General features: G+C 51.1%; 23 protein-coding genes. 16 read left to right on the forward strand and 7 right to left on the reverse strand.

The window, feature by feature from the left end:
- The first annotated feature begins 11 nt into the window (after positions 1-11).
- The gene (locus BCM14_RS07455; RefSeq protein ID WP_106227363.1) at positions 12-1,007 is read left to right on the forward strand and encodes a glycosyltransferase family 2 protein; all 996 of its coding nucleotides are present in this window, start codon (positions 12-14) and stop codon (positions 1,005-1,007) included.
- A gap of 9 nt (positions 1,008-1,016) precedes the next feature.
- On the forward strand, positions 1,017-1,685 hold the full coding sequence (locus tag BCM14_RS07460; protein ID WP_106227364.1) for a TylF/MycF/NovP-related O-methyltransferase: 669 nt from the start codon (positions 1,017-1,019) through the stop codon (positions 1,683-1,685).
- A gap of 21 nt (positions 1,686-1,706) precedes the next feature.
- Here the strand turns inward: BCM14_RS07460 and BCM14_RS07465 are convergent, their stop codons facing one another.
- On the reverse strand, positions 1,707-3,095 hold the full coding sequence (locus BCM14_RS07465) for a DUF2142 domain-containing protein (RefSeq protein WP_106227365.1): 1,389 nt from the start codon (positions 3,093-3,095) through the stop codon (positions 1,707-1,709).
- Between the two features lie 96 nt (positions 3,096-3,191).
- Between BCM14_RS07465 and BCM14_RS07470 the strand changes: the two genes are divergently transcribed.
- From BCM14_RS07470 to BCM14_RS07490, 5 genes are all read left to right on the forward strand, one after another.
- The gene (locus BCM14_RS07470) at positions 3,192-4,136 is read left to right on the forward strand and encodes a glycosyltransferase family 2 protein (RefSeq protein WP_106227366.1); all 945 of its coding nucleotides are present in this window, start codon (positions 3,192-3,194) and stop codon (positions 4,134-4,136) included.
- Positions 4,137-4,237: 101 nt separating this feature from the next.
- Positions 4,238-5,089, forward strand: coding sequence for a PA4780 family RIO1-like protein kinase (locus BCM14_RS07475; protein WP_106227367.1), 852 nt, complete (start codon positions 4,238-4,240; stop codon positions 5,087-5,089).
- Between the two features lie 125 nt (positions 5,090-5,214).
- Positions 5,215-6,348, forward strand: coding sequence for an ATP-binding protein (locus BCM14_RS07480; protein ID WP_106227368.1), 1,134 nt, complete (start codon positions 5,215-5,217; stop codon positions 6,346-6,348).
- Between the two features lie 186 nt (positions 6,349-6,534).
- Positions 6,535-7,536, forward strand: a complete 1,002-nt coding sequence (locus tag BCM14_RS07485; protein WP_146129742.1) for a hypothetical protein — start codon at positions 6,535-6,537, stop codon at positions 7,534-7,536.
- Positions 7,530-8,270 carry a hypothetical protein gene (locus BCM14_RS07490; RefSeq protein WP_259673483.1) on the forward strand — a complete coding sequence of 247 codons (741 nt, stop codon included), beginning with the start codon at positions 7,530-7,532 and terminating at the stop codon, positions 8,268-8,270. The genes BCM14_RS07485 and BCM14_RS07490 overlap by 7 nt, the downstream gene beginning before the upstream one ends.
- A 27-nt stretch (positions 8,271-8,297) precedes the next feature.
- Here BCM14_RS07490 and wecB read toward each other — a convergent pair whose 3' ends face one another.
- The gene (wecB, locus tag BCM14_RS07495) at positions 8,298-9,467 is read right to left on the reverse strand and encodes a non-hydrolyzing UDP-N-acetylglucosamine 2-epimerase (RefSeq protein WP_106227370.1); all 1,170 of its coding nucleotides are present in this window, start codon (positions 9,465-9,467) and stop codon (positions 8,298-8,300) included.
- Between the two features lie 72 nt (positions 9,468-9,539).
- On the opposite strand from wecB, the gene BCM14_RS07500 reads away from it, so the two are divergent.
- From BCM14_RS07500 to BCM14_RS07510, 3 genes are all read left to right on the forward strand, one after another.
- Positions 9,540-10,094 (forward strand): lipid-binding SYLF domain-containing protein, encoded by a 555-nt coding sequence (locus tag BCM14_RS07500; protein WP_106227371.1) that lies wholly within the window; start codon positions 9,540-9,542, stop codon positions 10,092-10,094.
- A gap of 69 nt (positions 10,095-10,163) precedes the next feature.
- Positions 10,164-10,796, forward strand: a complete 633-nt coding sequence (locus BCM14_RS07505) for a hypothetical protein (RefSeq protein WP_146129743.1) — start codon at positions 10,164-10,166, stop codon at positions 10,794-10,796.
- A 53-nt stretch (positions 10,797-10,849) separates the two neighbouring features.
- Complete coding sequence (locus BCM14_RS07510) at positions 10,850-12,055, forward strand: MORN repeat-containing protein (RefSeq protein ID WP_146129744.1); 1,206 nt, start codon at positions 10,850-10,852, stop codon at positions 12,053-12,055.
- 415 nt (positions 12,056-12,470) lie between these two features.
- Here the strand turns inward: BCM14_RS07510 and BCM14_RS07515 are convergent, their stop codons facing one another.
- The 4 genes from BCM14_RS07515 to rfbB all read right to left on the reverse strand — a co-directional run bounded on the left by BCM14_RS07515 (position 12,471) and on the right by rfbB (position 17,523).
- The gene (locus BCM14_RS07515) at positions 12,471-14,192 is read right to left on the reverse strand and encodes a tannase/feruloyl esterase family alpha/beta hydrolase (RefSeq protein ID WP_106227374.1); all 1,722 of its coding nucleotides are present in this window, start codon (positions 14,190-14,192) and stop codon (positions 12,471-12,473) included.
- Between the two features lie 153 nt (positions 14,193-14,345).
- On the reverse strand, positions 14,346-15,353 hold the full coding sequence (gene galE / locus BCM14_RS07520; protein ID WP_106227375.1) for a UDP-glucose 4-epimerase GalE: 1,008 nt from the start codon (positions 15,351-15,353) through the stop codon (positions 14,346-14,348).
- A gap of 7 nt (positions 15,354-15,360) precedes the next feature.
- A complete protein-coding gene (locus BCM14_RS07525; protein WP_106227376.1) occupies positions 15,361-16,452 on the reverse strand; it encodes a hypothetical protein in 1,092 nt (363 codons plus the stop codon).
- Between the two features lie 9 nt (positions 16,453-16,461).
- Positions 16,462-17,523, reverse strand: a complete 1,062-nt coding sequence (rfbB, locus tag BCM14_RS07530; protein WP_106227377.1) for a dTDP-glucose 4,6-dehydratase — start codon at positions 17,521-17,523, stop codon at positions 16,462-16,464.
- A gap of 188 nt (positions 17,524-17,711) precedes the next feature.
- Between rfbB and BCM14_RS07535 the strand changes: the two genes are divergently transcribed.
- The 6 genes from BCM14_RS07535 to BCM14_RS07560 all read left to right on the forward strand — a co-directional run bounded on the left by BCM14_RS07535 (position 17,712) and on the right by BCM14_RS07560 (position 23,757).
- On the forward strand, positions 17,712-18,491 hold the full coding sequence (locus BCM14_RS07535; protein WP_106227378.1) for an IclR family transcriptional regulator: 780 nt from the start codon (positions 17,712-17,714) through the stop codon (positions 18,489-18,491).
- Between the two features lie 327 nt (positions 18,492-18,818).
- Positions 18,819-19,649 carry a FadR/GntR family transcriptional regulator gene (locus tag BCM14_RS07540; protein WP_106227379.1) on the forward strand — a complete coding sequence of 277 codons (831 nt, stop codon included), beginning with the start codon at positions 18,819-18,821 and terminating at the stop codon, positions 19,647-19,649.
- Complete coding sequence (locus BCM14_RS07545) at positions 19,649-20,464, forward strand: enoyl-CoA hydratase (protein ID WP_106227380.1); 816 nt, start codon at positions 19,649-19,651, stop codon at positions 20,462-20,464. Before BCM14_RS07540 ends, BCM14_RS07545 begins: the two co-directional genes overlap by 1 nt.
- 21 nt (positions 20,465-20,485) lie before the next feature.
- Positions 20,486-21,427, forward strand: a complete 942-nt coding sequence (gene rfbD, locus BCM14_RS07550; RefSeq protein ID WP_375318473.1) for a dTDP-4-dehydrorhamnose reductase — start codon at positions 20,486-20,488, stop codon at positions 21,425-21,427.
- Positions 21,427-22,392 carry a lipopolysaccharide heptosyltransferase I gene (gene waaC, locus BCM14_RS07555; protein ID WP_106227382.1) on the forward strand — a complete coding sequence of 322 codons (966 nt, stop codon included), beginning with the start codon at positions 21,427-21,429 and terminating at the stop codon, positions 22,390-22,392. The genes rfbD and waaC overlap by 1 nt, the downstream gene beginning before the upstream one ends.
- 9 nt (positions 22,393-22,401) lie before the next feature.
- On the forward strand, positions 22,402-23,757 hold the full coding sequence (locus BCM14_RS07560) for a 3-deoxy-D-manno-octulosonic acid transferase (protein WP_106227383.1): 1,356 nt from the start codon (positions 22,402-22,404) through the stop codon (positions 23,755-23,757).
- Here the strand turns inward: BCM14_RS07560 and BCM14_RS15275 are convergent.
- Positions 23,726-23,899, reverse strand: coding sequence for a hypothetical protein (locus tag BCM14_RS15275; protein ID WP_259673486.1), 174 nt, complete (start codon positions 23,897-23,899; stop codon positions 23,726-23,728). The genes BCM14_RS07560 and BCM14_RS15275 overlap by 32 nt on opposite strands.
- Positions 23,900-23,941 lie beyond the last annotated feature (42 nt).

Here is a 23,941-nt window from a genome sequence, read left to right on the forward strand (position 1 = left end):
ACAGGGGCTACATGTACGACGCCGCACAACACCATCGTATCGCTGTCGTGATCCCGTGTTTCCGGGTGGCTAAGCACATTTTGGGCGTTTGCCAATCTATCCCAGAGATCGTTGAGCTGATCTATGTGGTTGATGATGCCTGCCCCGAGCGGTCAGGGCAAATTGTTCTCGAAAATGCGACTGACCCACGCTTAAAGGTTCTATTTCACGAACAGAACCAAGGCGTCGGGGGGGCTGTCATGTCCGGGTACCAGGCAGCGCTGGATGATGGTGCAGATATCATTGTCAAAATCGATGGTGACGGCCAGATGGATGCTTCGCTGATTCAGTACTTTGTTCAGCCTATCGTGTCCGGTCTGGCGGATTACACAAAGGGCAATCGCTTTTATGATTTGGCGAGCTTGAAAAGCATGCCCCGAATTAGAATTTTCGGTAATGCCGTGTTGTCTTTGCTTAATAAGTTGTCGTCTGGGTATTGGACTATTTTTGATCCGACCAACGGCTATACAGCGGTTCATGCCAATGTTTGTCGTCGTCTGCCGTTCTCAAAGATCAGCAGTCGATATTTTTTTGAAACAGACATGTTGTTTCGGCTGAATACGCTGAGGGCAATGGTGATGGATATCCCCATGGACGCGCATTACGAGACTGAAATCAGCAATCTGAAAGTGTCGCATATTGCAGGTGAGTTTCTCGTGAAACATGTACGCAACTTTTGCAAAAGAATTGGCTATAACTATTTTTTGCGCGATATGTCTATTGGCTCGATCGAATTACTATTTGGGGTGCCGATGATGCTCTTTGGCGTGTTGTTCGGCCTGCATGGCTGGATTTTGTCGTCTCAAACACTTGTATTGGCTACGGCCGGCACGGTGATGATCGCTGCAATGCCAATTTTGCTTGGCATGCAGCTGATCCTGTCATTCATCGGGCACGACATTGCTTCGGTCCCACGGCATGCTATTCATCGACTCTTACAATCTAACTCAATTAAACATTTATCCTAACTAAATCCTATGCCCTCATTGTTGAAGCCCGTTAAAGAAGCGCTCAAGTCCATTGCATTTAAACACCTTGGTCTTGGGGCGCCGGTTTACCCCTATTGCATTGAGCCAATCCAGCTAGCAACTTTGATTAACGAATTTGAGCGTGTAAAGGATGTTGAAGGCTGTGTCGTTGAGATTGGTGTGGCCAGAGGGATGACGTCACGATTTTTGGCTGAACACATTAAGAACCAGAAGCTTGCTGATGAAACGCCTTATTACGCAATCGATACCTTCGAATCGTTTACCAAGGCGGATCTCGATTATGAGGTGCAATCGCGAGGCAAAAATCTGCTGGATCTCAGAGGGTTCGAGTACAACGACTTCGAGGTCTGGAAAAAGCACTTTGTGAATTTTCCCTTCGTGCGCGCGATCAAATCGGATTGTTCTACGTTTGATTACACCAGCTTAGGTCCGGTCAAATTGGCCTTTTTAGATGTTGATCTTTATTTGCCAATTAAAAAGACCTTGCCTATGCTGTATGACGTACTGGTTGCTGGCGGGTCAATCGTGATCGACGATGTGCTTAATAATACGACCTACGATGGGGCCTATCAGGCATATATGGAGTTTTGTGAAGAGCGCAATATCAAACCAACGGTGATTGGCAATCGTTGTGGTTTGGTGACGAAACCAGCCTGAAATTGATCCAGATTGGGCTGCTCAGTTTGCTGCGATGTAATAGCGAACGAGCAGAAGATTGATGGTGATACACAGGCAATAAACACCGAAGCCAGCCAGGCAAAAGATAGTTGGCACTAATTTTTGATTTGACAGTTTGGATATGGACGGAAACAGCCCATAACTAAGCAAGATTGCCGGGATTAGAAAATATCTGCCTTGAACACCGATGATCACTCGGCTTGGGTACGGTGTCCAGGTTGTCAACATGGCGAACAGAATTAAAAACACTGAACAGCCAGTAATAAAGACAAATAATAGATTGAGATACCAGTGGCTTTTGAGATGCTCAAAAGAAAACGATAGGGCAACAATCACTAAAATCGTTGTAAACAAATAGACGTAAGTGCGACCGGGAAACGGCGCCGTCAGCCAGCCCAGCATTCCCAAAAATGAACTGAACCAACCCCTTAACGTTGTTGAATCAGTCAAGGTCGACCAAATTACCTGAATAAGGCTGCCCGGGTCGCTTACATACGCAAGCGCGATTTGCCCGCTTGAGATACTGCTTGGTACCCGATGATCAACCGTGTGGGCGCTCGCAATCGCTATCCAAACAAGAACTAAGCCCAGAGCAATAAAAGAGCCGAAGAGGTGCAGCTTGTTTTTGTCCCGCGCAAAAAGAACGACGAATAATAGAAATAGCGGAAGCAACTGAAGCCGGCTTGAGGCAAGAAGCCAGAAAATGATGACCGCGAACCAGAACAATTTATTGTTGCCTGGTGGCTCTCGCATCAGTTTTAAAAAAATCGAAATTAATAACACCGATAATGCCGTGGCAATGCCATCCAGACTTGTTGACGACAGTTGATAGGTACTCATCGGTATGGCGATCAACGCAAGGGTGACAGGGGACGGTGTCGTTAGGCTAAATGCATAACCAAGGATCAGCAATACGACAAGACTGGCGGTAAGCCGAGTCAAATAATAAGAATGATTGATTGAGAGGCTGATTGCTCGGCTAACGCGCAGCGCCAAAGCTTGGGGGGCATAAATTAGGGGAAAATAATAGGCAGTTGCAACCGTAGCACTGAAGGTCTTGGCGTTCTGCCATTGAAGTTCGTTGGCTTTGTGTACGTCGGTAGCAGTGATTTTTTTGTCAGGATTCAGGCCGATCGGATCAAATAGGGCGATGTATTGAAGCAGCCCGTCGTCAATCTCTGTGCCTGAAGATTGGTTGCCGAGTGGTTTAAATAGAATCGTGCCCTCACCCAGCGCATAAGCACGCTTGACGTGATCAAACTCGTCGGGTGACTGCAGGGGGGGAGTAATGTAGTTAAAAACGAGAAAGACAATGAGTAAAAACGAAAGTGCGTAAGTGTTATGCCACGTCGTATTGCCAATTTTTTTTATGATGGTGTTGAAAGGCATAGTCTTGAGGCGTTATACGACGATAATATCTATCTAAATCCAGTAAATAAAGCCAGTAAAAAACATCTAGCCAATTGGCGTGTTGGAGAAAAACCCGTGTTCTACCGTGGTCTAAGTGTTGCCTTGATTGTACCTTGCTACAACGAAGAAGCCGCGATCGCTAAAGTCATTAGAGACTTTCGTATCGCTATGCCCGAGTTACAAATTTATGTTTTCGATAACAACTCCAGCGATCGAACTAAAGAAATTGCGTTGCTTGAAGGGGCCAATGTTTTGCATGTGGCACTACCCGGTAAAGGTAATGTGGTAAGACGCATGGCTGCTGACGTTGATGCTGATATTTATGTCATGGTGGATGGTGATGCGACCTATGACGCACCATCGGTTGGTCCGATGGTGGATAAGCTGATTGATGAACATCTCGATATGGTTGTGGGCTGCAGAGAAACTTCGCCAGAGCTAAGTGGTGCTGCATACCGTCATGGCCACCAGTGGGGTAATCGTCTTTTTACGCAAACGGTTTTGAGAATTTTTGGTGGTAGCTTCACGGATATGTTGTCCGGTTATCGGGTATTTTCTCGGCGATTTTTAAAATCAACACCTCTGATGTCGCGTGGCTTTGAAATCGAGACCGAGCTAACGGTGAACGCTCTCGAACTGCGAGTGCCTTATGGCGAGGTCATGACGCCTTATGGTGCAAGGTTGGAAGGGTCTGAAAGCAAGCTGTCAACTTATCGGGATGGTTTCAGGATTTTGTGGGCGATAGGCAGATTGTTTACGCATGAACGCCCGTTAAGCTTTTTTGGCATGGTGGCCGTGTTGCTTGCGGCTTTTGCGATCGGTTTGGCTATTCCGTTAATTACTGAGTTTTTGGCAGTTGGTTTGGTGCCCAGATTTCCAACGGCTGTCTTGTGCGCGTCGTTGATGATATGTGCCGCGTTATCGTTTTTCGCTGGCTTGATTCTTGATAATGTCGTTCGAGGCCGGCAAGAGGTGAAGCGACTTGCCTATTTGTCTTATCCGCCGCCTAAGTCCGCTTAATAGAATAATTGGGGGCGTATATAGCGGCTTAAAGGCCAGACCTATAATGACACGATGAATAGTTCTAACTCCATTATCGTTTTTCCTCAAGGCGCGTCGCTTTGAAAGTCCCCAAACGCCTAGCCCCCTTGCTAGAAGAAGGCCTCATCGACGAGGTCTTGTCCCAGCTCATGAGCGGCAAAGAAGCCACGGTCTACATTGTCCGTTGCGGTCAGCATATCCGCTGTGCCAAGGTCTATAAAGACGTCAAGCAAAGAAGCTTTCGCCAGGCCGCATCCTATATGGAAGGCCGCAAGGTGCAAAACAGTCGCCAGCAACGCGCAATGGAGAAAGGCAGCCGCTACGGCCGCGAAGTCCAGGAAAAGCTCTGGCAAACGGCTGAAGTCGATGCCTTGTTTAGATTGGCCAATGCGGGTGTTCGCGTGCCGACCCCCTACATCTGCACTGACGGCGTGTTGTTGATGGATCTCGTGCAAGATGCCGACGGCAATGCCGCGCCTCGGCTCAACGATGTTGAAATGACCGAAGCGCTTGCACTTGAGCTGCATCAATCCCTGCTGAATGAAGTCGTGCGCATGCTTTGCGAAGGCATGGTGCATGGGGATCTGTCTGAATTCAACATCTTGCTTGCGGCAGATGGCCCGGTGATTATCGACTTGCCTCAAGCAGTCAATGCGGCGGGTAATAACGAGGCGCCAGTCATGCTTGAGCGGGATGTGAATAATCTGGCCACCTACTTTGGTGAGTTTGCCCCTCAGTTATTGGGTACCCAGTACGGCAAAGAGATCTGGAAGCTCTATGAGGCAGGGGAGCTCAAGGTTGGGGTACCACTGACTGGCAAAGTCGCAGCCGATAATCGTGTGGTGGATATGGATGCGTTGATGTATGAACTCGAAGAAACGCGACTTGAACAAGAAGAAAAACTCAGACGGGCGCGTGAGTCTGATGCCTAAGGTGGTTGTTTAAAGGCGTCGCCTGATGTTTAACTTGTCTACCTTGTTTGCTCAATATTGCGACTAATCGTCAGTATATTGATAAAAAGTCGCGACTTTTTGCCAATATGCTATAAAATAGTCGAATGAAACGCTATTTAGACGATAAAGTCCGCCAAGATCTTCAAAAGAAAATGGTTGTGCTCACTGGTCCCCGCCAAGTGGGCAAAACGACTTTGAGTCAGCAACTCCTCAATGAATTCTCCGGGGGCCAATACCTGAACTTTGATGTGATGCCTCACCGGGCTGTAATCCAAGCGCAAAGTTGGCGACACAACGCGCCTTTGCTGGTGTTCGATGAAATCCACAAAATGCGCGACTGGAAAACCTGGCTCAAGGGGGTCTACGACGGGCGTTCGCCGAATCAGTCGATCTTAGTCACTGGTAGTGCGCGCATGGATACCTGTAGACAAACGGGCGAGTCTTTGGCTGGCCGTTACTTTCGGCTCAGATTGCATCCGATATCAGTGCGCGAATGGTGCGAAGCCAATGACGTATCGCCCGACAGCGCGCTTACTCACCTGTTGTCCAGAGGGGGCTTCCCCGAGCCTGTATTGGCAGACAACGACACCGACGCGCAACGTTGGCGAGCCGATTATTTTGCCGGTCTGGTACGCGAGGACGTAATTGAATTTTCGCGTTTGCACGAGGTGAATGCCATGCGGATATTCGCTGATATGCTTCGTTCGCGCGTGGGCTCACCTTTGTCGATTGCATCGCTGGCGCGAGATTTGAATTTGTCACCGGCGACTTTAAACAAATATCTCGATGTTTTAGAAGCCCTATTCATTGTGTTTGTGGTTCGCCCGTGGCATCGCAACATTGCACGTGCCACCTTACAAGCGCCTAAAGTTTATTTTTACGACACTGGTTTGGTTGTGGGTAATGAGGCCCTTCAGTTCGAAAACTTGGTTGCGTGCCATTTGCTTAAAAATGCGCAGTGGCAGCAAGACACGCGAGGCGCTTCGGTTGACTTGCATTACATCCGTACGAAAGATGATGCTGAAGTGGATTTTTGTTTGAGCGAGGGCGATACGTTGACCCATCTGGTCGAGTGTAAGCTGACTGATACGCGACCGCATACAGCTTTAGTGCGATTCTCAAAACAGTGGCCGCAAGCACAAGCGATTCAGCTGGTTCGTGATTGCAAGGTCGAGGCCGATATTGGTCGTTTGCAGGTTAGGGATGCTTCGAAGTGGTTGGCTGGGTTGGAGGTTTGATGCAGCATTCAACGATATTGAATGAACCTGTCGGTAGGAGTGTGACAAATAGATCCACCTACTATTTGAACCATACGGCTTAGTCCGGTAGGGTTGAACGCTATATCTACTTGGCATTGGGTCCGCTATCAAATAATATAACATATTATTTCAATACTAACATCGATAATGTTATATTATCAATATATGTTAGAAAAAAACTTAAGCCAACTGACTGTTAAGTATCTGAACCAGATACTTGGGGGCGAAGCTATGCGCTTGGCAGCCAGAGAGAAATCAGACGAATTGCCTTACTTTCTTCGAGATCTCTATGATGTGCTTCCTGGAAAGTTGCTAGGGCACTTGGTCACGTTTGCCTTTGTCAAAGGAGGGCAGCCGTTAGCTGCCCAGCAAATCGACCAACATACAAAACAGTTGCGTGAACTTTTGAAAAATCCAGTGATCGTGGCGTTGCCAGAGATTGGGCCTGGGGAGCGCAAGCAACTGATCAAGCATGGTGTAGCCTTTGTGGTGCCGAACAGGCAGTTTTTCGCTCCGCAGCTGGGAATGATTCTAAGCGAGCGATTCAGGACCGAATCGCGTCGTGAACAAGAACTGGTAAGCCCTGCCACACAGGCGCTCGTAATTTGGTTTCTACACCATCAGCCAATAAGCGAGATTTGGCATCCGTTCGAGGAGGCTGCTGGGCTGGGCTATACCGGCATGACAGCGACTCGAGGGATAAGGGAGTTGCTGCAGCTCGATCTGTTTAAGCTAGAAGTTCGAGGACGCGCCAAATACCTGAAACTGAGCGGATCTCGTCGGGAACTCTGGGAGAAGGCCAAACCGCACCTGCGTACGCCTGTACTTCGAACCTTGTGGACCTACGATCGTCGGATTTTTGATCTCAGTGGTGTGCGTTGGGCTGGTGAGAGCGCGCTCGCACTAATGACTATGCTTAGCGAGCCACAGCAACCGATGCTTGCCCTGACGGCTGATATTTTAGAACAAGCTAAACACGCGGGAATTTTTTTCGAGCCTCGAGAGCTTGCTGATGGCGTTGCCGTTCAGTTGTGGCGTTATACACCTGGGATGCAAGTGAAAGAAAAAACTGTGGATGTTTTGTCTCTTTGGCTGAGCTTGAGGGCTAACCAGGACGATAGGATTCAGATTGCGCTTGATGAAATTGAGGAGAAGTTTGTATGGTGAAAGGGTTGTCGATTTTTCGGGATTGGTTCAAGGATTTTGAAAATCAGTACGTCCTAATTGGCGGCACGGCCGCTAGCATTGCGATGACCGAGGCGGGCTTGCCATTTAGGGGTACGAAAGATTTGGACATTGTCTTGCACGTGGAGGTCCTGACGTGGGAGTTTGGCCAAAAATTCTGGGAGTTCGTGCAAGCTGGCGGTTATCAGCAAAAAGAGGGGAATACAGAGCAAAAGCCTTGTTTATATCGATTTCAGAAGCCGCTCGATAATGAGTTTCCCCATATGTTGGAGCTGTTCTCAAGGGTTCCCGACAGATTGAACTTTATCTCACCTGGTCACTTGACACCTATCCCGATGGACGAGCAGATCTCTAGTCTCTCAGCTATCTTGCTAGATGACGAGTACTACCAGTTCGTCATAACTGGGCGGAAGAGTAAGTACGGAATGCCGTCCTGGGTAGGTGAAGACAGACTGATTCCACTAAAAGCTGTTGCTTGGATGGAAATGACCGAACGCGAAGCTAGGGGCGAGGCGATTGATTCGAAAAAAATCAATAAACATCTAGCTGATGTTGTTCAATTGTCGGGGTTGCTCCAACCGGGTCAAACTATACAAATGGGTGACAAACTCAAAGCTGATTTGCAAGCCTTTGCAAAGACGGTTGTCGAACTAAAAAAACCAAATCAGGTTCAAGCTATGCGCAGGATTGCAGAGGCATATTCTATCAATCTGTAATACTTCCCTTCACGAGTTGTGCGCGGTTCAACTAAACACCGCCACAATCCGCTCACAAGCTTTCCCATCCCCATAAGGATTGTGCGCCTTGGCCATCGCCTCGTAGTGCCCGGCATGGGTCAGCAAATCGTTCACATTCTCAACAATCGACGCGGTACTTGACCCGACCAGTCTGACGGTACCAGCTTCAACGGCCTCTGGTCTTTCTGTGGTTTCTCTCATCACCAATACCGGCTTACCAAGGCTGGGCGCTTCTTCTTGTATGCCGCCGCTATCGGTCAGCACCAGATAAGCGTGCCTAAGCAAATAGGCGAAAGGTTCGTAATCCTGGGGTGCGATCAAGTGCACGTTGGCGAGGCCTTTAAGCAACCGGTAGACGGGCTCTTGCACGTTGGGATTGAGGTGCACGGGGTAAACAAAGTGCACGTCGGGGTGCGTTTGCGCAAGGGTATGAATTGCCTGGCAAATGTTTAAGAACCCTTCGCCGAAGTTTTCGCGCCGGTGGCCGGTTATCAGAATAAAGCGCTGCGGTGACTTCTCTTGAACCGATGCCGCTTGTAAAGAGCCTACCGTCGACTTCCAGTTGAAATCGAGCGCCTGATTCAGCGTCTCTTCAAGCTGCGCTTGTCGTGCCGAGTCTTGATCGATACGTTGAGTCACCCACTGCAGGGCATCGATGACGGTGTTGCCCGTCACTATAATCGCCGCATCCTTAATACCTTCTGCCAGCAGATTCTGTTTGCTTAAGGCGGTTGGCGCAAAATGCCACTGGGCGATTTTGCTGATGACTTGCCGATTGAACTCTTCGGGGAAGGGGGCGTGAATATCGTGGGTTCTGAGCCCCGCTTCCACATGCCCAACAGGGATCCCCGCGTAAAAACCCGCCATCGCGGTGGCGAGTGCGGTTGTCGTGTCGCCATGCACAAGTACTGCATCGGGCTTTTGCGCTTTAAGAACATCGCGCATCCCGGTCAACACCCGACTGGTGACGTCCGACAAGTCTTGTCCGGCTTGCATGAGGTTCAGGTCTATGTCAGGGGCGATCTGAAACAGCTCCAGCACTTGATCCAGCATTTGTCTGTGTTGTGCGGTGACGCAGACGACGGTCTGCAACGCAGGCGTGGCCTTCAGCGCATGAACGAGCGGCGCCATTTTGATGGCCTCGGGACGAGTCCCAAAGACGACTAGGATTTTCATAAAATGGGCGGTAACTCGGTAAGCAATGCGTTATTCTAAGTCATCGCCAAACTGGATCAATCTAGGAAAAAAATGAAATCTTTATTTTCTCGGCAGTCTCTCGTACTGTTGGCCCTCATGGTCAGTGGTTTGTTTTGTCAGACTGCGGTTGCAGAAACCGCGGCAGAACTGAACCGGACATGTCGTGCGGCGCTGGATAAATTAGTGCGTACAACGCCTGCAGCGCAGCAATTAAATGAAACAGCTATCGCAGTGCTTGTTTTCCCTGCTATCAAGAAGGCCGGTTTGGTTGTAGGTGGCCAATACGGCGAAGGGGTGTTGATGCGTGGCGGCAAGACCGTCGCCTACTACAACACCGGCGGTGCCTCGTTTGGTTTACAGGCAGGTGCCCAAGAGTACGGTTACGTGATGTTCTTTACCAAAGAGTCCGCCCTAAAAGCCCTTGATTCGACTGAAGGTTTCGAAGTGGGTGTCGGCCCCAGCGTGGTCGTGATGGATCAGGGCATGGCGATGCAAAAGACGACGATGAATCTGCAGGATGATATTTATGCTTTCGTTTTTGGCCAAAAAGGCCTGATGGCTGGGTTGGGCGTGCAGGGTAATAAAATTACGAGAATTAAAAAGTAGTGTGTCTAGTGAGCTCCTCGTTTAGGTGCCAAAGGTAGCGTGACAATCTGATCCACCCGCCTTTTACAGTTGAATAAATCTGAGGAAGTCTCTGATATATTCCTGCGCACTTCTAAGTTGGCTTCAGGGTTGCAAATAATGATGGATGCAGTAGTTGGAAAAATGATTGAACAGTTAAACAGTAGTGTGTTTGTGCTGATAGCTATTTTGTGTGTTTCTTTTTGGATTGTTTATCGCGTTGGTAAGTGGACAGAAACCTTTTCAAATCACTCCAAGAAAATCGAATCGTCAGAGATCAACCATCAAAGTCTCTATCAAAGTATTGCGCACATCACAGCGAAAGTAGATTTAATTTATTGCAACACACTAAAAAACCCAGTTGTCATGGCTAGAAGCCCTGTCAGTCTTACTGAGACTGGTATCCAGGCAAACGGTGTTATTGGCCTTGATGCAGTTTTGCAAAGAGAGTTTTCGAAGTTGGAAGGTCTAGTCGGTAAAAACATACCAACAACGTCATACGATATTCAGACTGAGTCGATGCGTGTTGCAGACAAATGCTTCACCCAGCTACTCACCGATGCTGAATTGAACCGCGCCAAGGATTTTGCCTTTAAGACAGGACTACGGCTTGAGGATCTGTCATCCATCCTGGGCGTCTTGCTGCAAAATGAGTTGTTGAAGCAAAGAAATATTTGTTTGTAGGTACCGATAAAATCAACACAAGCGAAAATATTCGTGCGGGCACAAAAAAAGTAATGCAAAAAAATACAAACGCACTCTCTGTCTCTTGCTCGTTACTGCTATGCGGATTAATCCTTGGGCACACAGCCGTTGTCGCTCAAACTGGCAATCTGCCTGCATGCCAGGGCGATTACGATCTGGCGACCTGGACCAAGTGTTTCGGCAAGCGAGTCAATCCCAATGGCGAAGTGTACGTTGGTGACTTTTTGAATGGGGTGGCGCACGGCAAGGGGACATACAGCTTCCCCAGCGGCACTAAGTATGTCGGTGAATACAAGAACGGTCGGCGTGATGGTGCAGGTACTGAGTACCGGCCTGATGGCACTGTTCGGGTCACTGGCACCTGGGCAAAGGGTGTTTTACAGAAAGAGCCCGCAAAGCTCACAGAAGAAAAACCGAGCGCCCCGGTTGAACCTAAAACAGAACCCAAAACCGAACCCAAGACTGAACTTAAAGCCGAACTAAAAGCGGACACCGTAACAGAGCCTGCGCCCGCCACCTCTGTCTCCGAGGCGACCTTAATACTGCGTGAGCGACAGTCCTTGCTGGATGAACTGCTCACCAAACGCTGGAAACTCAGCCCCACCCTGGATTGCCAACAAGGCGGCGGGTCGTATAGCGTCTATGACAAGGCTGAAGGCCGCTATTTTGTCAATAACGGTTTGGTCGATAAAGCTGCCCGACAGCCTGAGGTGGATATCAAAGCAGTCGATGCGGATCACGTCGTGTTTTTGATCAATTACTGGGCGACCCCTTTGATCGAAAAAGCGCTTCATGAATCCAAAGTCTTCGCCACGCAACTTGAGTTGACGCTTGAGCGTGACCGGCAGGGCAAGATCACCGAGACTGAACGTGCAGTTTTGATGGACGCTCGCTCAGCGATGGATGGCGTTAAAAAATACAAAAACGAATTGACTGATCCGACAGAGCTTGTCGCGTGTGAAGGCACGACGTTCTCGTCAGACACTGACGCTGATGATCGGTATAACGGCAGCGCCAAACTGCGCTGTGACGTCAACGTGGATTGCACCAGCCAAGATGACGTGATGACAAAGGTAAAAATCAGAGCAGAGCGTGGTCTGAAAACCAATCAAACCTGGGTGACAGCCTGCCTCGACGTCTTGACAAAAAACTTGAAGCAAACGGAGCAAAACCTCGACCCTTGGACAAGCGACCGTGCCGCAAACATCATCTTGGTCTGCAATGGTGACAAGCAATAGCTTAAAGGCGTGACCCTCATCTGTTAAAAGACGTATCCCCTGTATTTGACTTAGTACCCATGAGGAAGACCGTGAAGGTTGTTTCAAAAGCAGCATCGATCAATTTGATCTCATCATCGGACCGGTTCAGTCAGCCAATTAATTTATAAAAACTATAAACTTGTCATGAGTTGGCATGTCGAAAAGCCAGATCAAATGAAAAAACAGGGCTTAATTAATGAGTAAAAAATTCTCTGAGCTACGGTCACGAATGTCACCTGAGTGGCAAGAAAATGCGCAGGCAAGGAAAATCGAAATGTGTATATCAGATCTTTTGGCAATGCCAGCGGAAGGGGCTGAGATAGATCTCCGCATTGAGACGTCAAAAGACCTGATTAAAGCAGCGAATTTGGATTAGCGTTAAACCCGTGGTCGGTTACTTAAGACGGCACTCGAAGCTACTAGCCTGATTAACGTCGCCTGCGCCTTTGTATTGAGGCCAGGTGGGGTATTCGCATAAAGGCCGCGTGCGACCCGGTACGCCAATCGTATCGGCAACAATCTGGTTTTGCGGGGCTTGGCCTTTTTCAACCCAGCCCTCAAGAGTGGCCAACGAATCCCAGGCAGCGTTGTACACGGTGCTTAAAGCATGCCCATAACCAGGGATCTCGTAGTAACGCACAAATTGTTTGACTTGGTCTTTGCCCATGGTGGTTTGCAAGCGCGCCACGTATTGCTCGGTTGCACGCGTGCTGACCAGCACATCGGCTGTGCCGTGTGCGATCAGCAGTTTGCCACCGCGTGCCTGAAACGCTGACAGGTCAGTTTTGTTGACATCTTGCATCGCTGTCAGTTCACTGATGCGAGCTTGCCACTTGCCAGGCTGCTGCGGATCCAGACTAAGCGAATCAAACGAGGTATCTTTTGTGACAAAGAAACGCACCCACTGATCCCAGAAAATACTCATATAAGGCGCGTTGTTGGGCATAGGGTTTGCAGGTTGGCCCAGGTTCATTGCCAAAAACGTGACGCGCGATTGCATAGGGTGTGCGCCTGCCAGGCCTAAGTCGGCACCCCAGACGTTAAAGCCTGGGTATTGAGTTTCGCCGCTACCCAATTTGTACTTAAATGTGATCGGCGTGTTGTAAACCTTAAGCGCGTTGATTTGCGCATCGTTGAGGCAGGCATCCTCTAACGAGCCCTCGCCGCCGGCGCAACGCAGGGGTTTGCCATTGAGTTTGGCTGTGCTGGGGTTGAATTTGGCATTACAGGCTTGCACGTTGCTGATCAAGCCGTCTTTGACACCATCAAGAGCGTCGCAGGTCTGCATGGCAGCGTCGTAGAGCAGTTTGCGTTTGCCCTGATCCAGATGTGCCCCTTCGACAGCGAGCGCACGGGTGATACGACCAAATTGCAGGTCCAGACTGGCTGCGTTCCAGGCGGGGTAGAGTGCCACAACACCATCCCAGTCTTGTGGCCAGCGTTGTGCAACAGCCAGGGCTTCGCGCCCCCCAGTTGAGCCACCAACAAAATACATCTTTGCTGGTTTACCGGCTTTGTAATGTTGCTCGATCAGATAGATCGATACGTCGCGTGTTTTCTTTAATGCGTCACCGGAGAAATTCTTCGCAGCCTCGTCGTTAACACCGAACGATCCGTCTTGACTGACCAAGGCGCCAGCCTGATGCCCCGAGTCACTTGAGAACGTGGCATAACCTCGTGCCAATGGCACTGGCGTGTTGGCTGGCCCAGCGGGAATGTTGCCGTTAGTGGCCGGGATTGTGCCGTTGTATCCACCGCCGCCCAGCATGAGACCTTTGCCGTTGTAATTACCAGGCAGGTTAAGCGTGAGTTTGATGTTGGGTGCTTTGCTGTCAACCGGCAGGATGTCTGCGTTGACCTTGCAATACGCGCCGACAGCGGCTGCACCAGTGCCAGTTGCGGCAATCAGTTCGGCAGAGGTCACCTTTGCCCCGCTCGTTGGTAAACCAATTGCTGCTGCGGGGATCATGGTGCTAGTGAGTTCGGCGCAGATCTGTGTCGTACGTGGATAGGGATCTGTTGACGCAACAGTTGTGGGTGCTGTGTTGCAACCTGTAAGACTGGCAATTGCGGCAACACCCGCAGCCATAGCAAATAACCGATGCACTCGACGCATGAGAAGTCTCCGAACAGGTCTTATGAATTATTTTGAGAGATAGCCTTGTCGAAGATAGTCTAACGCAAAAACTTAAGCTACCTACAAGTGACGAACTGTTAACAAGCAGGCGTTGGTAAGGGGGTTAAGGTTTTGTGGTACCGGCATTAAAAGTTAGCTCTGATTTCGCTGACTTTGAAACTTCCAGGCTGTCTCGCACATGTCTTTTAATGACCGTTGTGCCTGCCAGCCCAACACCTGTATGGCGCGACTGACGTCTGCGCAGTATTCGGCGACGTCGCCGACTCTTCTGGGGGAGAGTTGTTGGGGGATAGGGCGACCAACGGCCGCTTCGAACGCAGCGATGACCTCATGCACGCTATAGCCGCGTCCCGTGCCGAGGTTGAAGGTGTGAAATCCTTGCTCGTCGCGCAGCAGAAAATCCAGCGCAGCGACGTGACCGTCTGCCAGATCCATCACATGGATATAGTCACGAATCGCCGTGCCGTCGGGTGTGGGGTAATCGCTGCCAAAGATGTTCACTCTGGGATACTCGCCCGACGCGGTGCGACTGACAAATGGAAACAAATTATTCGGTTTGCCGTCGGGATCTTCACCAATCAGACCTGACGGGTGAGCGCCTGCAGGATTGAAGTAGCGCAGATTGGCGATGCGCCAAGACTCATCCGCACGCGCCGTATCCTCTAGTATTTGCTCAACTTGCGCTTTGGTGCGACCGTAGGGGTTGATAGGCAAGATAGAATGATGCTCGTCTATCGGAAGGTATTGCGGGATGCCATATACCGTCGCGCTTGAGCTAAAGATTAAGGTCTTGACCCGGGCATTAACCATCGCCGCGAGCAAGCTAAGTGTGCCGCCAACGTTATTTGAGTAATAGGCAATTGGCTCTGCAAAGGATTCGCCTACTGCCTTGAGCCCTGCAAAGTGAATCACCGCATTGATGCTGTGATCAACCAGGGCTTGTTGTACCAGCTCAGTGTCTCTGACATCGGTTTCGATTAAAGAAAGCCGCTGACCCGCCAAGCGTTCTAAACGTGTCACGGCGTCTTTGTCGGCATTGCTGAAGTTGTCCAGCAAGACGACGTGATGACCTGCCTCGATCAACACAATGGCAGTGTGGCTGCCAAGGTATCCCGCCCCGCCGGTGAGTAAGATGTTCATTGAGTGATTATAGGGAGCCCAGCAACTTTGCCAAAACCGCAGCGACCTCGTCGTTGCCGCTGGGCTTAACGGGTGGGTAGCGACCGCCGCTTAATAAGCCAGCCATGACCGCTCCGATTGCAGCGCTATTGAGCTGCGGATACGTCACGCTGTGACAGTGAGCAACCGAGTGCAGCCATTCAGTCAGAGCCGCAGTCTCTGGCCAATCATTGCGTTCAAGATAAATCACTGGGATGCCTGAGCAGGCGACTTCGGCAAAGGTGCCATAGCCCGGTTTGGTCACGACCAGATCAGCGCTGGCAATCAGATCGCTGTAATGAAAGTCGAGTAAGTCGACAGAGATTGCGTGCGGGTGAGTCCAGCAAAGATTGGCTTGTGTGAGGTAGTGGACAGGACGCCCATGGATGTGCATGGGCCAGGCTTGAAGATTAAGGTCTAACTGCACACCGCCCATACTGACCAAAACCAGCCAGGTATCCGCGGGCAGCTGTCGCTCGCGAAGCAAACGCTCGCGCTGTGATTGACCTGGTGAGCAAACCGGGCCAACGGCTTGTTTGTTCTTTAACCAAGGCATAGGCATGGCAGGGGCGCACTGGAAAAAATACTGCGCTGATTGATAACACCCGCGAATCTGGTTCAGGAGTGCCGGGTCAATTCGATGCCCTAAGCTATCCTCGAAAATATCTGCCCAGTTCAGTGATGACAAAGCAACTGTCGGGATGCCTGCGCGCTCGGCCGCTGCCAGGGTCAGATAAGGAACATCGGCTAAAACCAGATCCACTTGCTGTCTAACAAGATGCTCGGCTAAGGCATCGACTTTGCGATCCCAGTCAAGGTGAAGCTCGCGCAAGGCGACAGTGCTGGCGTCAATGTCGGTCGTGACGGCATTGATCATGCTCATGCCGATATCGTCTGCCAAGGCTTCGATTGAAGCGACATCAGGGATTCGGCCGCGGATGCGAGCGGCATCGAAGGCGCCTCGCACGGTGATTTTCAAATCCGGTATCAGACGCTTTAGCGAATTGACTGCCGGCGCGACTTGCGAAAGATGCCCAAAGCCGTGGGATGACACGGCGACCAGCAAATGTTTACCCGACATACAGCCTACTCAAGATTGACCATATTGCTGATCAACCCACAGACGATAAGCACCACTCGTCACGTTGGCGACCCATTGCGGATGGTCAAGATACCATTGCACGGTTTTCTCGATACCGGTTTCGAACGTGTTTTGAGGCTTCCAGCCCAGCTCACGTTCGATTTTGCGGGCATCGATCGCGTAGCGACGGTCGTGACCGGGACGATCTTTCACGAAGGTGATTTGGTCTGCATAGGATTTGCCGTCCTCACGGGGACGCAGGGTATTTAGACGCGCGCAAATCGTGTTGACAACCTCGAGATTGGTCATTTCGTTCCAGCCACCCACGTTATAGGTTTCACCTGGCCGACCTGCTTCAAGCACTGTTTCAATAGCCAGGCAGTGATCTTCGACAAATAACCAGTCGCGCACTTGTTGCCCATCGCCATAAATGGGCAGGGGTCTGCCGGCGAGTGCGTTCGAAATAATCAATGGGATGAGCTTTTCGGGGAAATGGTAGGGGCCGTAATTGTTGCTGCAATTGGTGGTCAGTACAGGTAGACCGTAGGTATGGTGCCAGGCGCGTACGAGATGATCTGACGATGCTTTACTGGCTGCGTAGGGGCTATTGGGTGCGAAGGGATGGTCTTCGGTAAACGCGGGGTCTGTTGCCCCAAGCGTGCCGTAGACTTCATCCGTTGACACATGCAAAAACCGAAACGCTTGTTTGTGCTGTGCGCTTAAGTCAGACCAATAAGCTCTAACCGACTCAAGCAAATTGAAGGTGCCGGTCACATTGGTTTCAATAAACTCGCCGGGTCCGTGTATCGAACGATCAACGTGAGACTCGGCCGCAAAGTTGAGGACTGCGCGAGGTTGATATTGTTCAAGCAGCTGCGCGACTAACGCCCGATCTGCAATATCGCCTCGAACGAATACATGTCGTGCGTCCTGTTTAAAGGCGGCAAGATTGTCCAGATTGCCCGCATACGTCAGCTTGTCGAGATTGACGACTGTTTCGTCGTGTCGACTCAGCCAAGTATGGACAAAATTACTGCCGATAAAACCCGCACAACCGGTAACTAGAATCATGATGAAGGGATGATGAAGGGGTAATGTCCTGGATCTCGCAGTTTAACGGACTTGAAAACGACCTCACGCCAGTCATTGATCTGTAGCCAACCCTGTCGAAATGGACCTTTGAGTGAGCGCTAAACTAGAGCAATGAAATGTTTACTACGCTATTTGGCTGTGCAAGGAGTTCACTCGGATGATCAAACATGAGTAGTCTCGAGAAGATGTTGAGTATGCTGGATGTCTTTACGACCGAGCGCGCGGTGTGGTCTTCCGAGGATTTGATACAGCATCTTGGTGCGCCCGCGTCTACGTGCTATCGCTATCTCAAGGTCTTGCATACCTCGGGCTATCTGGCCCGGGTTGCCAACGGATCCTATATGTTGGGTCCCCGCATCATGGAGCTCGATCGCGTCACTCGCGAGAGCGATCCTGTCTATATTGCAGGTTCACCGATTGGTTTGCGCTTGACCTATGACACCGGTCAAAGCGCTTTGCTTTGCATTCTGTACAGCGATTCAATTATGTGTGTTCAACAGACACGCGGGCGGGACGTGCCCAATGGCTTGTTCACACGCGGCCAACGTCGCCCACTTGTTGCTGGCGCATCCGCTAAGGCAATTCTTGCCTATCTGCCTCTGCATCAGTTGCGGATTCTCTATGCGCGCCATACCGATGCGATCGCGGCGGTTGGCTTAGGTCACGCTTGGGATGACTTTAAAGCCAGTTTAAAAGTGATCCGTCAAAATGGGTACAGCATGACGATGGGCGATTACAACCCTGGCATTGTGTCGATCGCAGCTCCCCTGTTTAATCACCAAGGTGAGGTGCTGGGCAGCTTGGCACTAGCTGCCTCCAGTACGGTCGTGCAACCCGCGCAGTTCAAAAATTACGCCCCGCAAGTGATGGCTGCCGCTGCAGAGATCTCGGGGCGGATCTCGGCAAATACAGACATCACAGCGCTGCCAGCCCGAGCGTTGGGCTAGCCCTGTGGATCGTGAGTGAGAGTTGCCGCGACCTAGTCCGCGACTATCTTTCTAAGCAGGTTATCAACACTTGTCGCACAGACTCAGCAATCGTTTTATGTTAGCGAGCATGTTGATTTTTTATTTTTCCCTTAAAGTCATATGGTTAATGAACTTGAAACAACTTAGTTTTTTCTTGTAAGATGTCCGACATCTGTCATTTTTTGACAGAAATTCTCGAATAGTGAAAATAATGCGACAAAAAGAAGCAGAAATAAAAAAATAATATTTCTCACGAGAAGCAGAGAAGGCGCCACTGATTACTTGAAAAAATTAGAGGGAAAGTACATGTACAGTACGAAAGGGTCGATTACATCGACTGTCTACACTTCAAGACGCGAAGCGCCGGTTGGACGACGCACAACTCAATCCAAAGCTGCTTTCGGCTCGGTTCAGGCAAAAGCCGCAACTGCTTTTGATAGCGTTGGGCGACCTGAAAATCTGCCGGATGAAATCGCCGAGCAACTCAGATCACGAATTCTCAATGAGAGCCTGGCCGCAGGTCAGCGCTTGCCTACTGAGCAAGAGCTTGGGGCTCAATTCAGTGTGAGCCGTAATGTCATCCGCGAAGCGATTGCCCGCCTGAAGTTGATGGGTCTGGTCGAGACCCGTCATGGCGTGGGAACCTTTGTTTGTGCTGATCTGGCTGTGCGTCCTTTTGATGTATCGCAGGATGATTTTCTCGAAATGTCACAGTTGATCCACGTGCATCAATTACGCGTCGAGATCGAGTCTGGCGCAGCGGCACTTGCTGCCACCAATCGCACGAGCCAACAACTTGAAAAGATACAAACTGCCCTGAAAAGGGTGGATCAGGCATCGGGTGACTGGGAGTTGGCCGCGCAGGCAGCGCTGGATTTTCATTTGGCCGTGACCCAGGCGTCGAATAACCCTTACGTGGTCCGAATCATGGGTCATTTGAGTCACGTGATCCACAATGCGGTGCGCACGACTCGCTTCGGCAATGTGGGCACCAACCGGGCCGACGAGGTTGAAGCCGAGCACCATCAGATCGTGGATGCTATCGTTAGGCGTGACGCAGCGGCTGCCCGCCAAATCATGCGTACTCACCTTGAAAACGGCATCTCGCGATATCGCACACTATTTGGAGCGCTTTAATGTCAACTGTTAGATTGCTGGACAAAGTCATTACCGAAAACCTCATCGTCGAAAAACGCGGTCAGATCGGCTGGATTACCTTTAACGATCCAGGCCGTCACAATGCGGTCTCGTACGACATGTGGGTCGGTATCCCGATTGCTCTGGCAGCTTTCGCCGCGGATGAGGATATCCGTGCCGTGGTACTCACAGGCGCTGGCGAAAAAGCGTTCGTTAGCGGCGCCAATATCTCTCAGTTTGAAAAACTTCGCACAGCAGCCGATGCAGTGGCCGAATATGAGCGCGTAGGTGAAGCCGCCCAAGCGGCGATTTATGACTTCGTCAAACCCACGATCGCCCGGATTCAGGGCTACTGCATTGGTGGCGGTTTGAATATTTCTTTGTGCTGCGATGTGCGCATTGCATCGCCCGATAGCTCGTTTGCTATTCCTGCCGGCAAATTAGGTCTGGGTTACCGCCTCACCGCGATTCGCAATCTGATCAATACGGTTGGTGGCCCAACAGCGATCAATATTATGTTGTCGGCTGCTCGCTTTACTGCAGCTGAAGCACTGGACATGAAGTTGATTCAGTATATGGCGGCTCCCGGTGAGCTTGACGCAACGCTTGATGCCTATTTGGCTAAGGTCGCGGCCAATGCGCCTTTGACTCTGCAAACCGCGAAAGCCTCGATTCGCGAGTTTCAGAGAATTGCTCCGCATATCGATGTTGAAAAGATCAATGCGATGGTCTTGGGCTGTTTTGCCAGCGATGATTATCAAGAGGGTAAACGCGCCTTTGCCGAAAAACGTGCACCGGTTTTCCGAGGCAAGTAAATCGCCACGTCACGCATCCTGTTGATCGGCGCAAACGGGCAGCTCGGTCATGAACTGAGGTTTGCGCTGGCTTCCCTGGGCGAGGTGACTGCCCTGACTCGCCCGGATCTCGATCTGAGCGACGCCTCGCACCTTCAAGCGAATATTGAGCAAGTGCTTGAAACGCATCACCCTGAGGTCATCGTCAATGCAGCCGCCTATACCGCAGTGGATAAGGCTGAGTCCGAACCTGAGCTCGCCGTGCAGATCAATGCGCATGCCCTTCAGTATTTGGCAGAAGCGGCCAACGCCAGCGGTGCTTGCCTGGTTCATTATTCGACCGACTACGTGTTTGCGGGTGATAAACCACTGACGCATCAATACGTCGAGACAGACACAACGAATCCCCAATCGGTATACGGTAGAAGCAAGCTTTTGGGTGAACAGCTGATCGCCCAATATTGCCCGAAGCATCTTATTTTTAGAACCAGTTGGGTGCTGGGTCAGCATGGCGGCAATTTTTTAAAAACCATGTTGCGTCTGGCGCAAGACCGGGATCAATTACAAGTGGTATCCGATCAGTGGGGCGCGCCGACGAGCGCTGCCCTGATTGCACAGACGACCACGCAAGTGTTGACAGAAATGCTTGCTGCGCCGGCGGATGACTCGCGCTGGGGTATTTATCATTTGGTCGCTGCGGGAGCAGTCACGTGGCATCAGTATGCTCACTATGTGATAAGCAAGGCCAGAGAGGCAGGGCTTGCGATCAAGATAAATCCGCAAGCGATAAGCCCGATCAACACAAAAGATTATCCCGTTGCCGCGATTCGTCCGCTCAATTCGCAGCTGAACACCGATAAAATTCGTCAGAATTTTGGGATTGTGTTGCCAAACTGGCAGATGGGTGTGGATATGGTTTTGAAACAAGTGTTGGCAACGATGCCTTTGACGACCCCTGTCGTGGTGCAACAAGGCAAACCTTGATGGTAAAGAGAATTCTGATTGTCAGAACCTCGTCGCTGGGGGACCTGGTGCATATGTTGCCAGCGATTTCTGATATCGCGAAACAGCTGCCCGAGGCTCAGATTGATTGGTTGGCTGAAGAAGCCCTGGCGCTGATACCCAGTTGGCATCCTGCCGTGCATGAGGTCATTGCGGTTTCTCATCGCCGCTGGCGCAAGTCGTGGTGGTCGGCAGAAGTCAGGCAAGAACGCAAAGCACTCAGAGAGAAGTTGCGCGCTAAGCATTATGACTTGGTGCTCGATATGCAGGCCTTGCTGAAATCGATCTGGCTTGTACGGATGACCACTGGTGTTCGTCACGGACTGGATTTCAGCTCAGCGCGCGAACCCTTGGCATCTTTGTTTTACGATGTCAGACATCGGGTTAAGTTTTGGCAACCAGCGGTGACCCGTCAGCGCCTGTTGGCGGCTGCGACGTTTGGCTATGAGTTCGAGGGCCCCCCGAATTTTGGTTTGCAGTCGTTTGAGCAGCAGGGTGCGCTTGACCGTAGCAAGCAGGCCTCTTACGCGGTCATCATGCCCTCTGCCAGCCGCGAGGACAAATTGTGGCCGGTCGAAGATTGGCATGCTGTGTTCGATCGCTTGGCAGTTGCCGGGATGTCGCTTAAAGTTTTGGCGGGCAACGAGGCTGAGACGCAGCGGGCGCAAGCGCTGATTGCTGGCCGTAGCCAGGCAGAAGTTTTGCCACGAATGGATTTGAACGCCGTCGCTCGCTGCTTGGCGGCATCGACTTTGATGGTGGGCTTGGATAGTGGTTTGACCCATCTCTCTGCCGCGCTAGGGCGACCGACTATCGCGATTTACAAGGCCTCAACGCCCGTGCGCACTCCTCTGGTCGGCGCTGGGTTTACCGCGAGTCTGGGTGACAGAGGGTGCCCTCCCACTCGTGAGGCGGTACTGGGCGCTTTGTCACAGATCCTCGATTAGTATTGAACTATGTTGCTTGCGATTTATTCGGCGGTATTGTGGTTGGTTGCCCCTTTTGTGTGGGCAGGCATGTTTTGGCGCGCCCGTCGGGCAGGGGCTAACTGGGAAATCCTTTGCGCTGAGCGGTTTGGCCATTACACGCAACCGTGGGATGGGCCTCGTCCTGTTTGGGTACACGCAGTCAGTCTGGGCGAGACTCGCGGCGCAGCGACTCTCATCCGTGGCTTGCTGGCACAAGGTGACCGCGTCTTGTTGACGCATATGACTCCAACCGGTCGGGCCGAAGGGGCGCGACTGTTTGCTGATGAAATCGCTGCAGGACAATTGCGACAGCAATGGGTGCCCTATGACTTCCCGGGGGCAACCCGTGATTTTTTTGAACGTTACCACCCGCGCTTAGGCCTGTTGGTTGAGCGTGAAGTGTGGCCCAACCTCATCGCTCAGGCCAAGCTGTGTGGCATCCCGATGTTGATGGTGAACGCACGCTTTAGTCAGCAAGCGCTTGAGCACGTTCATCAGATCGAACGCTTTTTTGGATCGCTCCTGCGGGATGCCTATACCAGCCTCGACTTAGTCCTGGCGCAGACAGCAGAAGATGCAGCCCGTTTGTTCGAAATCGGGGTTCGCAATGTCCTGGTGCTTGGCAATATGAAGTTTGATCTTCAACTGCCTGAGGTTGCCATTGAGACTGGACGCCACTGGCGTATTGCGCTTGATCGGCCAGTGATCGCGATCGCCAGCACGAGAGACGGTGAAGACGTGTTGTTTGCCCAAGCCTTGAAACGCTTGCTGACGAAACAGACCCGAGCCTTGTTTTTCTTGATCCCACGCCATCCGCAGCGCTTTGACGAGGCAGCTAGTCATCTGGATGAGGCAGGTCTTCGTTATGCGCGATGGTCTGTGATTCGGCGCGATAGTCCATCAGTGCCGTATATTGCTGATTTACAGGTGATTTTGGCCGATACTGTGGGTGAAATGCCCTTCTTTTACGCCGCCAGCGATATTGCCATTGTTGCCGGTAGCTTCGCGCCGTTTGGCGGGCAAAATCTTATTGAACCTTGTGCTGTAGGCGCCCCAGTGATAGTGGGCCCTCACACCTATAACTTTAAAGACGCCGTGCATGATGCTGTTGCGCAAGGTGTTGCTGTGCAAATCACAGGTCACAGTGATGATGCGAACTCTGCTGAAAAGACAGCACAGTCAACCACAGCCTTAGCCTTGATTCAGGCCTTTGAGTGGTTGGGCGATCCTGTTAGCCTCGAGCAACGAGGTCAAAAAGCCAAGGCTTGGGTAGCCCAGCATAAGGGTGCGACGAAGCGAACGCTCGAGCAGATTACCGAGTTTGAAAACGCCCTGGGGCAATAACAACCGCTTCAGGATTCAACTGAGCTTCGGGTGCACCTTTGGTTGAGCGCCCTTTATCGGCTGGCGCCGCACCAAACACGCCTTGCCCCAAGGCAAAGACGCCTAAATTAACCAGCAGAATAAGAACAAATACGATACGCATAAGCTATCTTAGGGCGCGGTCACTGACGCGTCAACTCGAACC

Source organism: Jezberella montanilacus (assembly GCF_003003055.1).
GTDB lineage: Bacteria > Pseudomonadota > Gammaproteobacteria > Burkholderiales > Burkholderiaceae_B > Zwartia > Zwartia montanilacus.

Excerpts from the sequence above, each read along its gene's own strand:
- BCM14_RS07455 (WP_106227363.1), top strand. The coding sequence starts at position 12 with ATGTACGACGCCGCACAACACCATCGTATCGCTGTCGTGATCCCGTGT.
- BCM14_RS07460 (WP_106227364.1), top strand. The coding sequence starts at position 1,017 with ATGCCCTCATTGTTGAAGCCCGTTAAAGAAGCGCTCAAGTCCATTGCA.
- BCM14_RS07465 (WP_106227365.1), bottom strand. The coding sequence starts at position 3,095 with ATGCCTTTCAACACCATCATAAAAAAAATTGGCAATACGACGTGGCAT.
- BCM14_RS07480 (WP_106227368.1), top strand. The coding sequence starts at position 5,215 with ATGAAACGCTATTTAGACGATAAAGTCCGCCAAGATCTTCAAAAGAAA.
- BCM14_RS07485 (WP_146129742.1), top strand. The coding sequence starts at position 6,535 with ATGTTAGAAAAAAACTTAAGCCAACTGACTGTTAAGTATCTGAACCAG.
- BCM14_RS07490 (WP_259673483.1), top strand. The coding sequence starts at position 7,530 with ATGGTGAAAGGGTTGTCGATTTTTCGGGATTGGTTCAAGGATTTTGAA.
- wecB (WP_106227370.1), bottom strand. The coding sequence starts at position 9,467 with ATGAAAATCCTAGTCGTCTTTGGGACTCGTCCCGAGGCCATCAAAATG.
- BCM14_RS07500 (WP_106227371.1), top strand. The coding sequence starts at position 9,540 with ATGAAATCTTTATTTTCTCGGCAGTCTCTCGTACTGTTGGCCCTCATG.
- BCM14_RS07510 (WP_146129744.1), top strand. The coding sequence starts at position 10,850 with ATGCAAAAAAATACAAACGCACTCTCTGTCTCTTGCTCGTTACTGCTA.
- BCM14_RS07515 (WP_106227374.1), bottom strand. The coding sequence starts at position 14,192 with ATGCGTCGAGTGCATCGGTTATTTGCTATGGCTGCGGGTGTTGCCGCA.
- galE (WP_106227375.1), bottom strand. The coding sequence starts at position 15,353 with ATGAACATCTTACTCACCGGCGGGGCGGGATACCTTGGCAGCCACACT.
- BCM14_RS07525 (WP_106227376.1), bottom strand. The coding sequence starts at position 16,452 with ATGTCGGGTAAACATTTGCTGGTCGCCGTGTCATCCCACGGCTTTGGG.
- rfbB (WP_106227377.1), bottom strand. The coding sequence starts at position 17,523 with ATGATTCTAGTTACCGGTTGTGCGGGTTTTATCGGCAGTAATTTTGTC.
- BCM14_RS07535 (WP_106227378.1), top strand. The coding sequence starts at position 17,712 with ATGAGTAGTCTCGAGAAGATGTTGAGTATGCTGGATGTCTTTACGACC.
- BCM14_RS07540 (WP_106227379.1), top strand. The coding sequence starts at position 18,819 with ATGTACAGTACGAAAGGGTCGATTACATCGACTGTCTACACTTCAAGA.
- BCM14_RS07545 (WP_106227380.1), top strand. The coding sequence starts at position 19,649 with ATGTCAACTGTTAGATTGCTGGACAAAGTCATTACCGAAAACCTCATC.
- waaC (WP_106227382.1), top strand. The coding sequence starts at position 21,427 with ATGGTAAAGAGAATTCTGATTGTCAGAACCTCGTCGCTGGGGGACCTG.
- BCM14_RS07560 (WP_106227383.1), top strand. The coding sequence starts at position 22,402 with ATGTTGCTTGCGATTTATTCGGCGGTATTGTGGTTGGTTGCCCCTTTT.
- BCM14_RS15275 (WP_259673486.1), bottom strand. The coding sequence starts at position 23,899 with ATGCGTATCGTATTTGTTCTTATTCTGCTGGTTAATTTAGGCGTCTTT.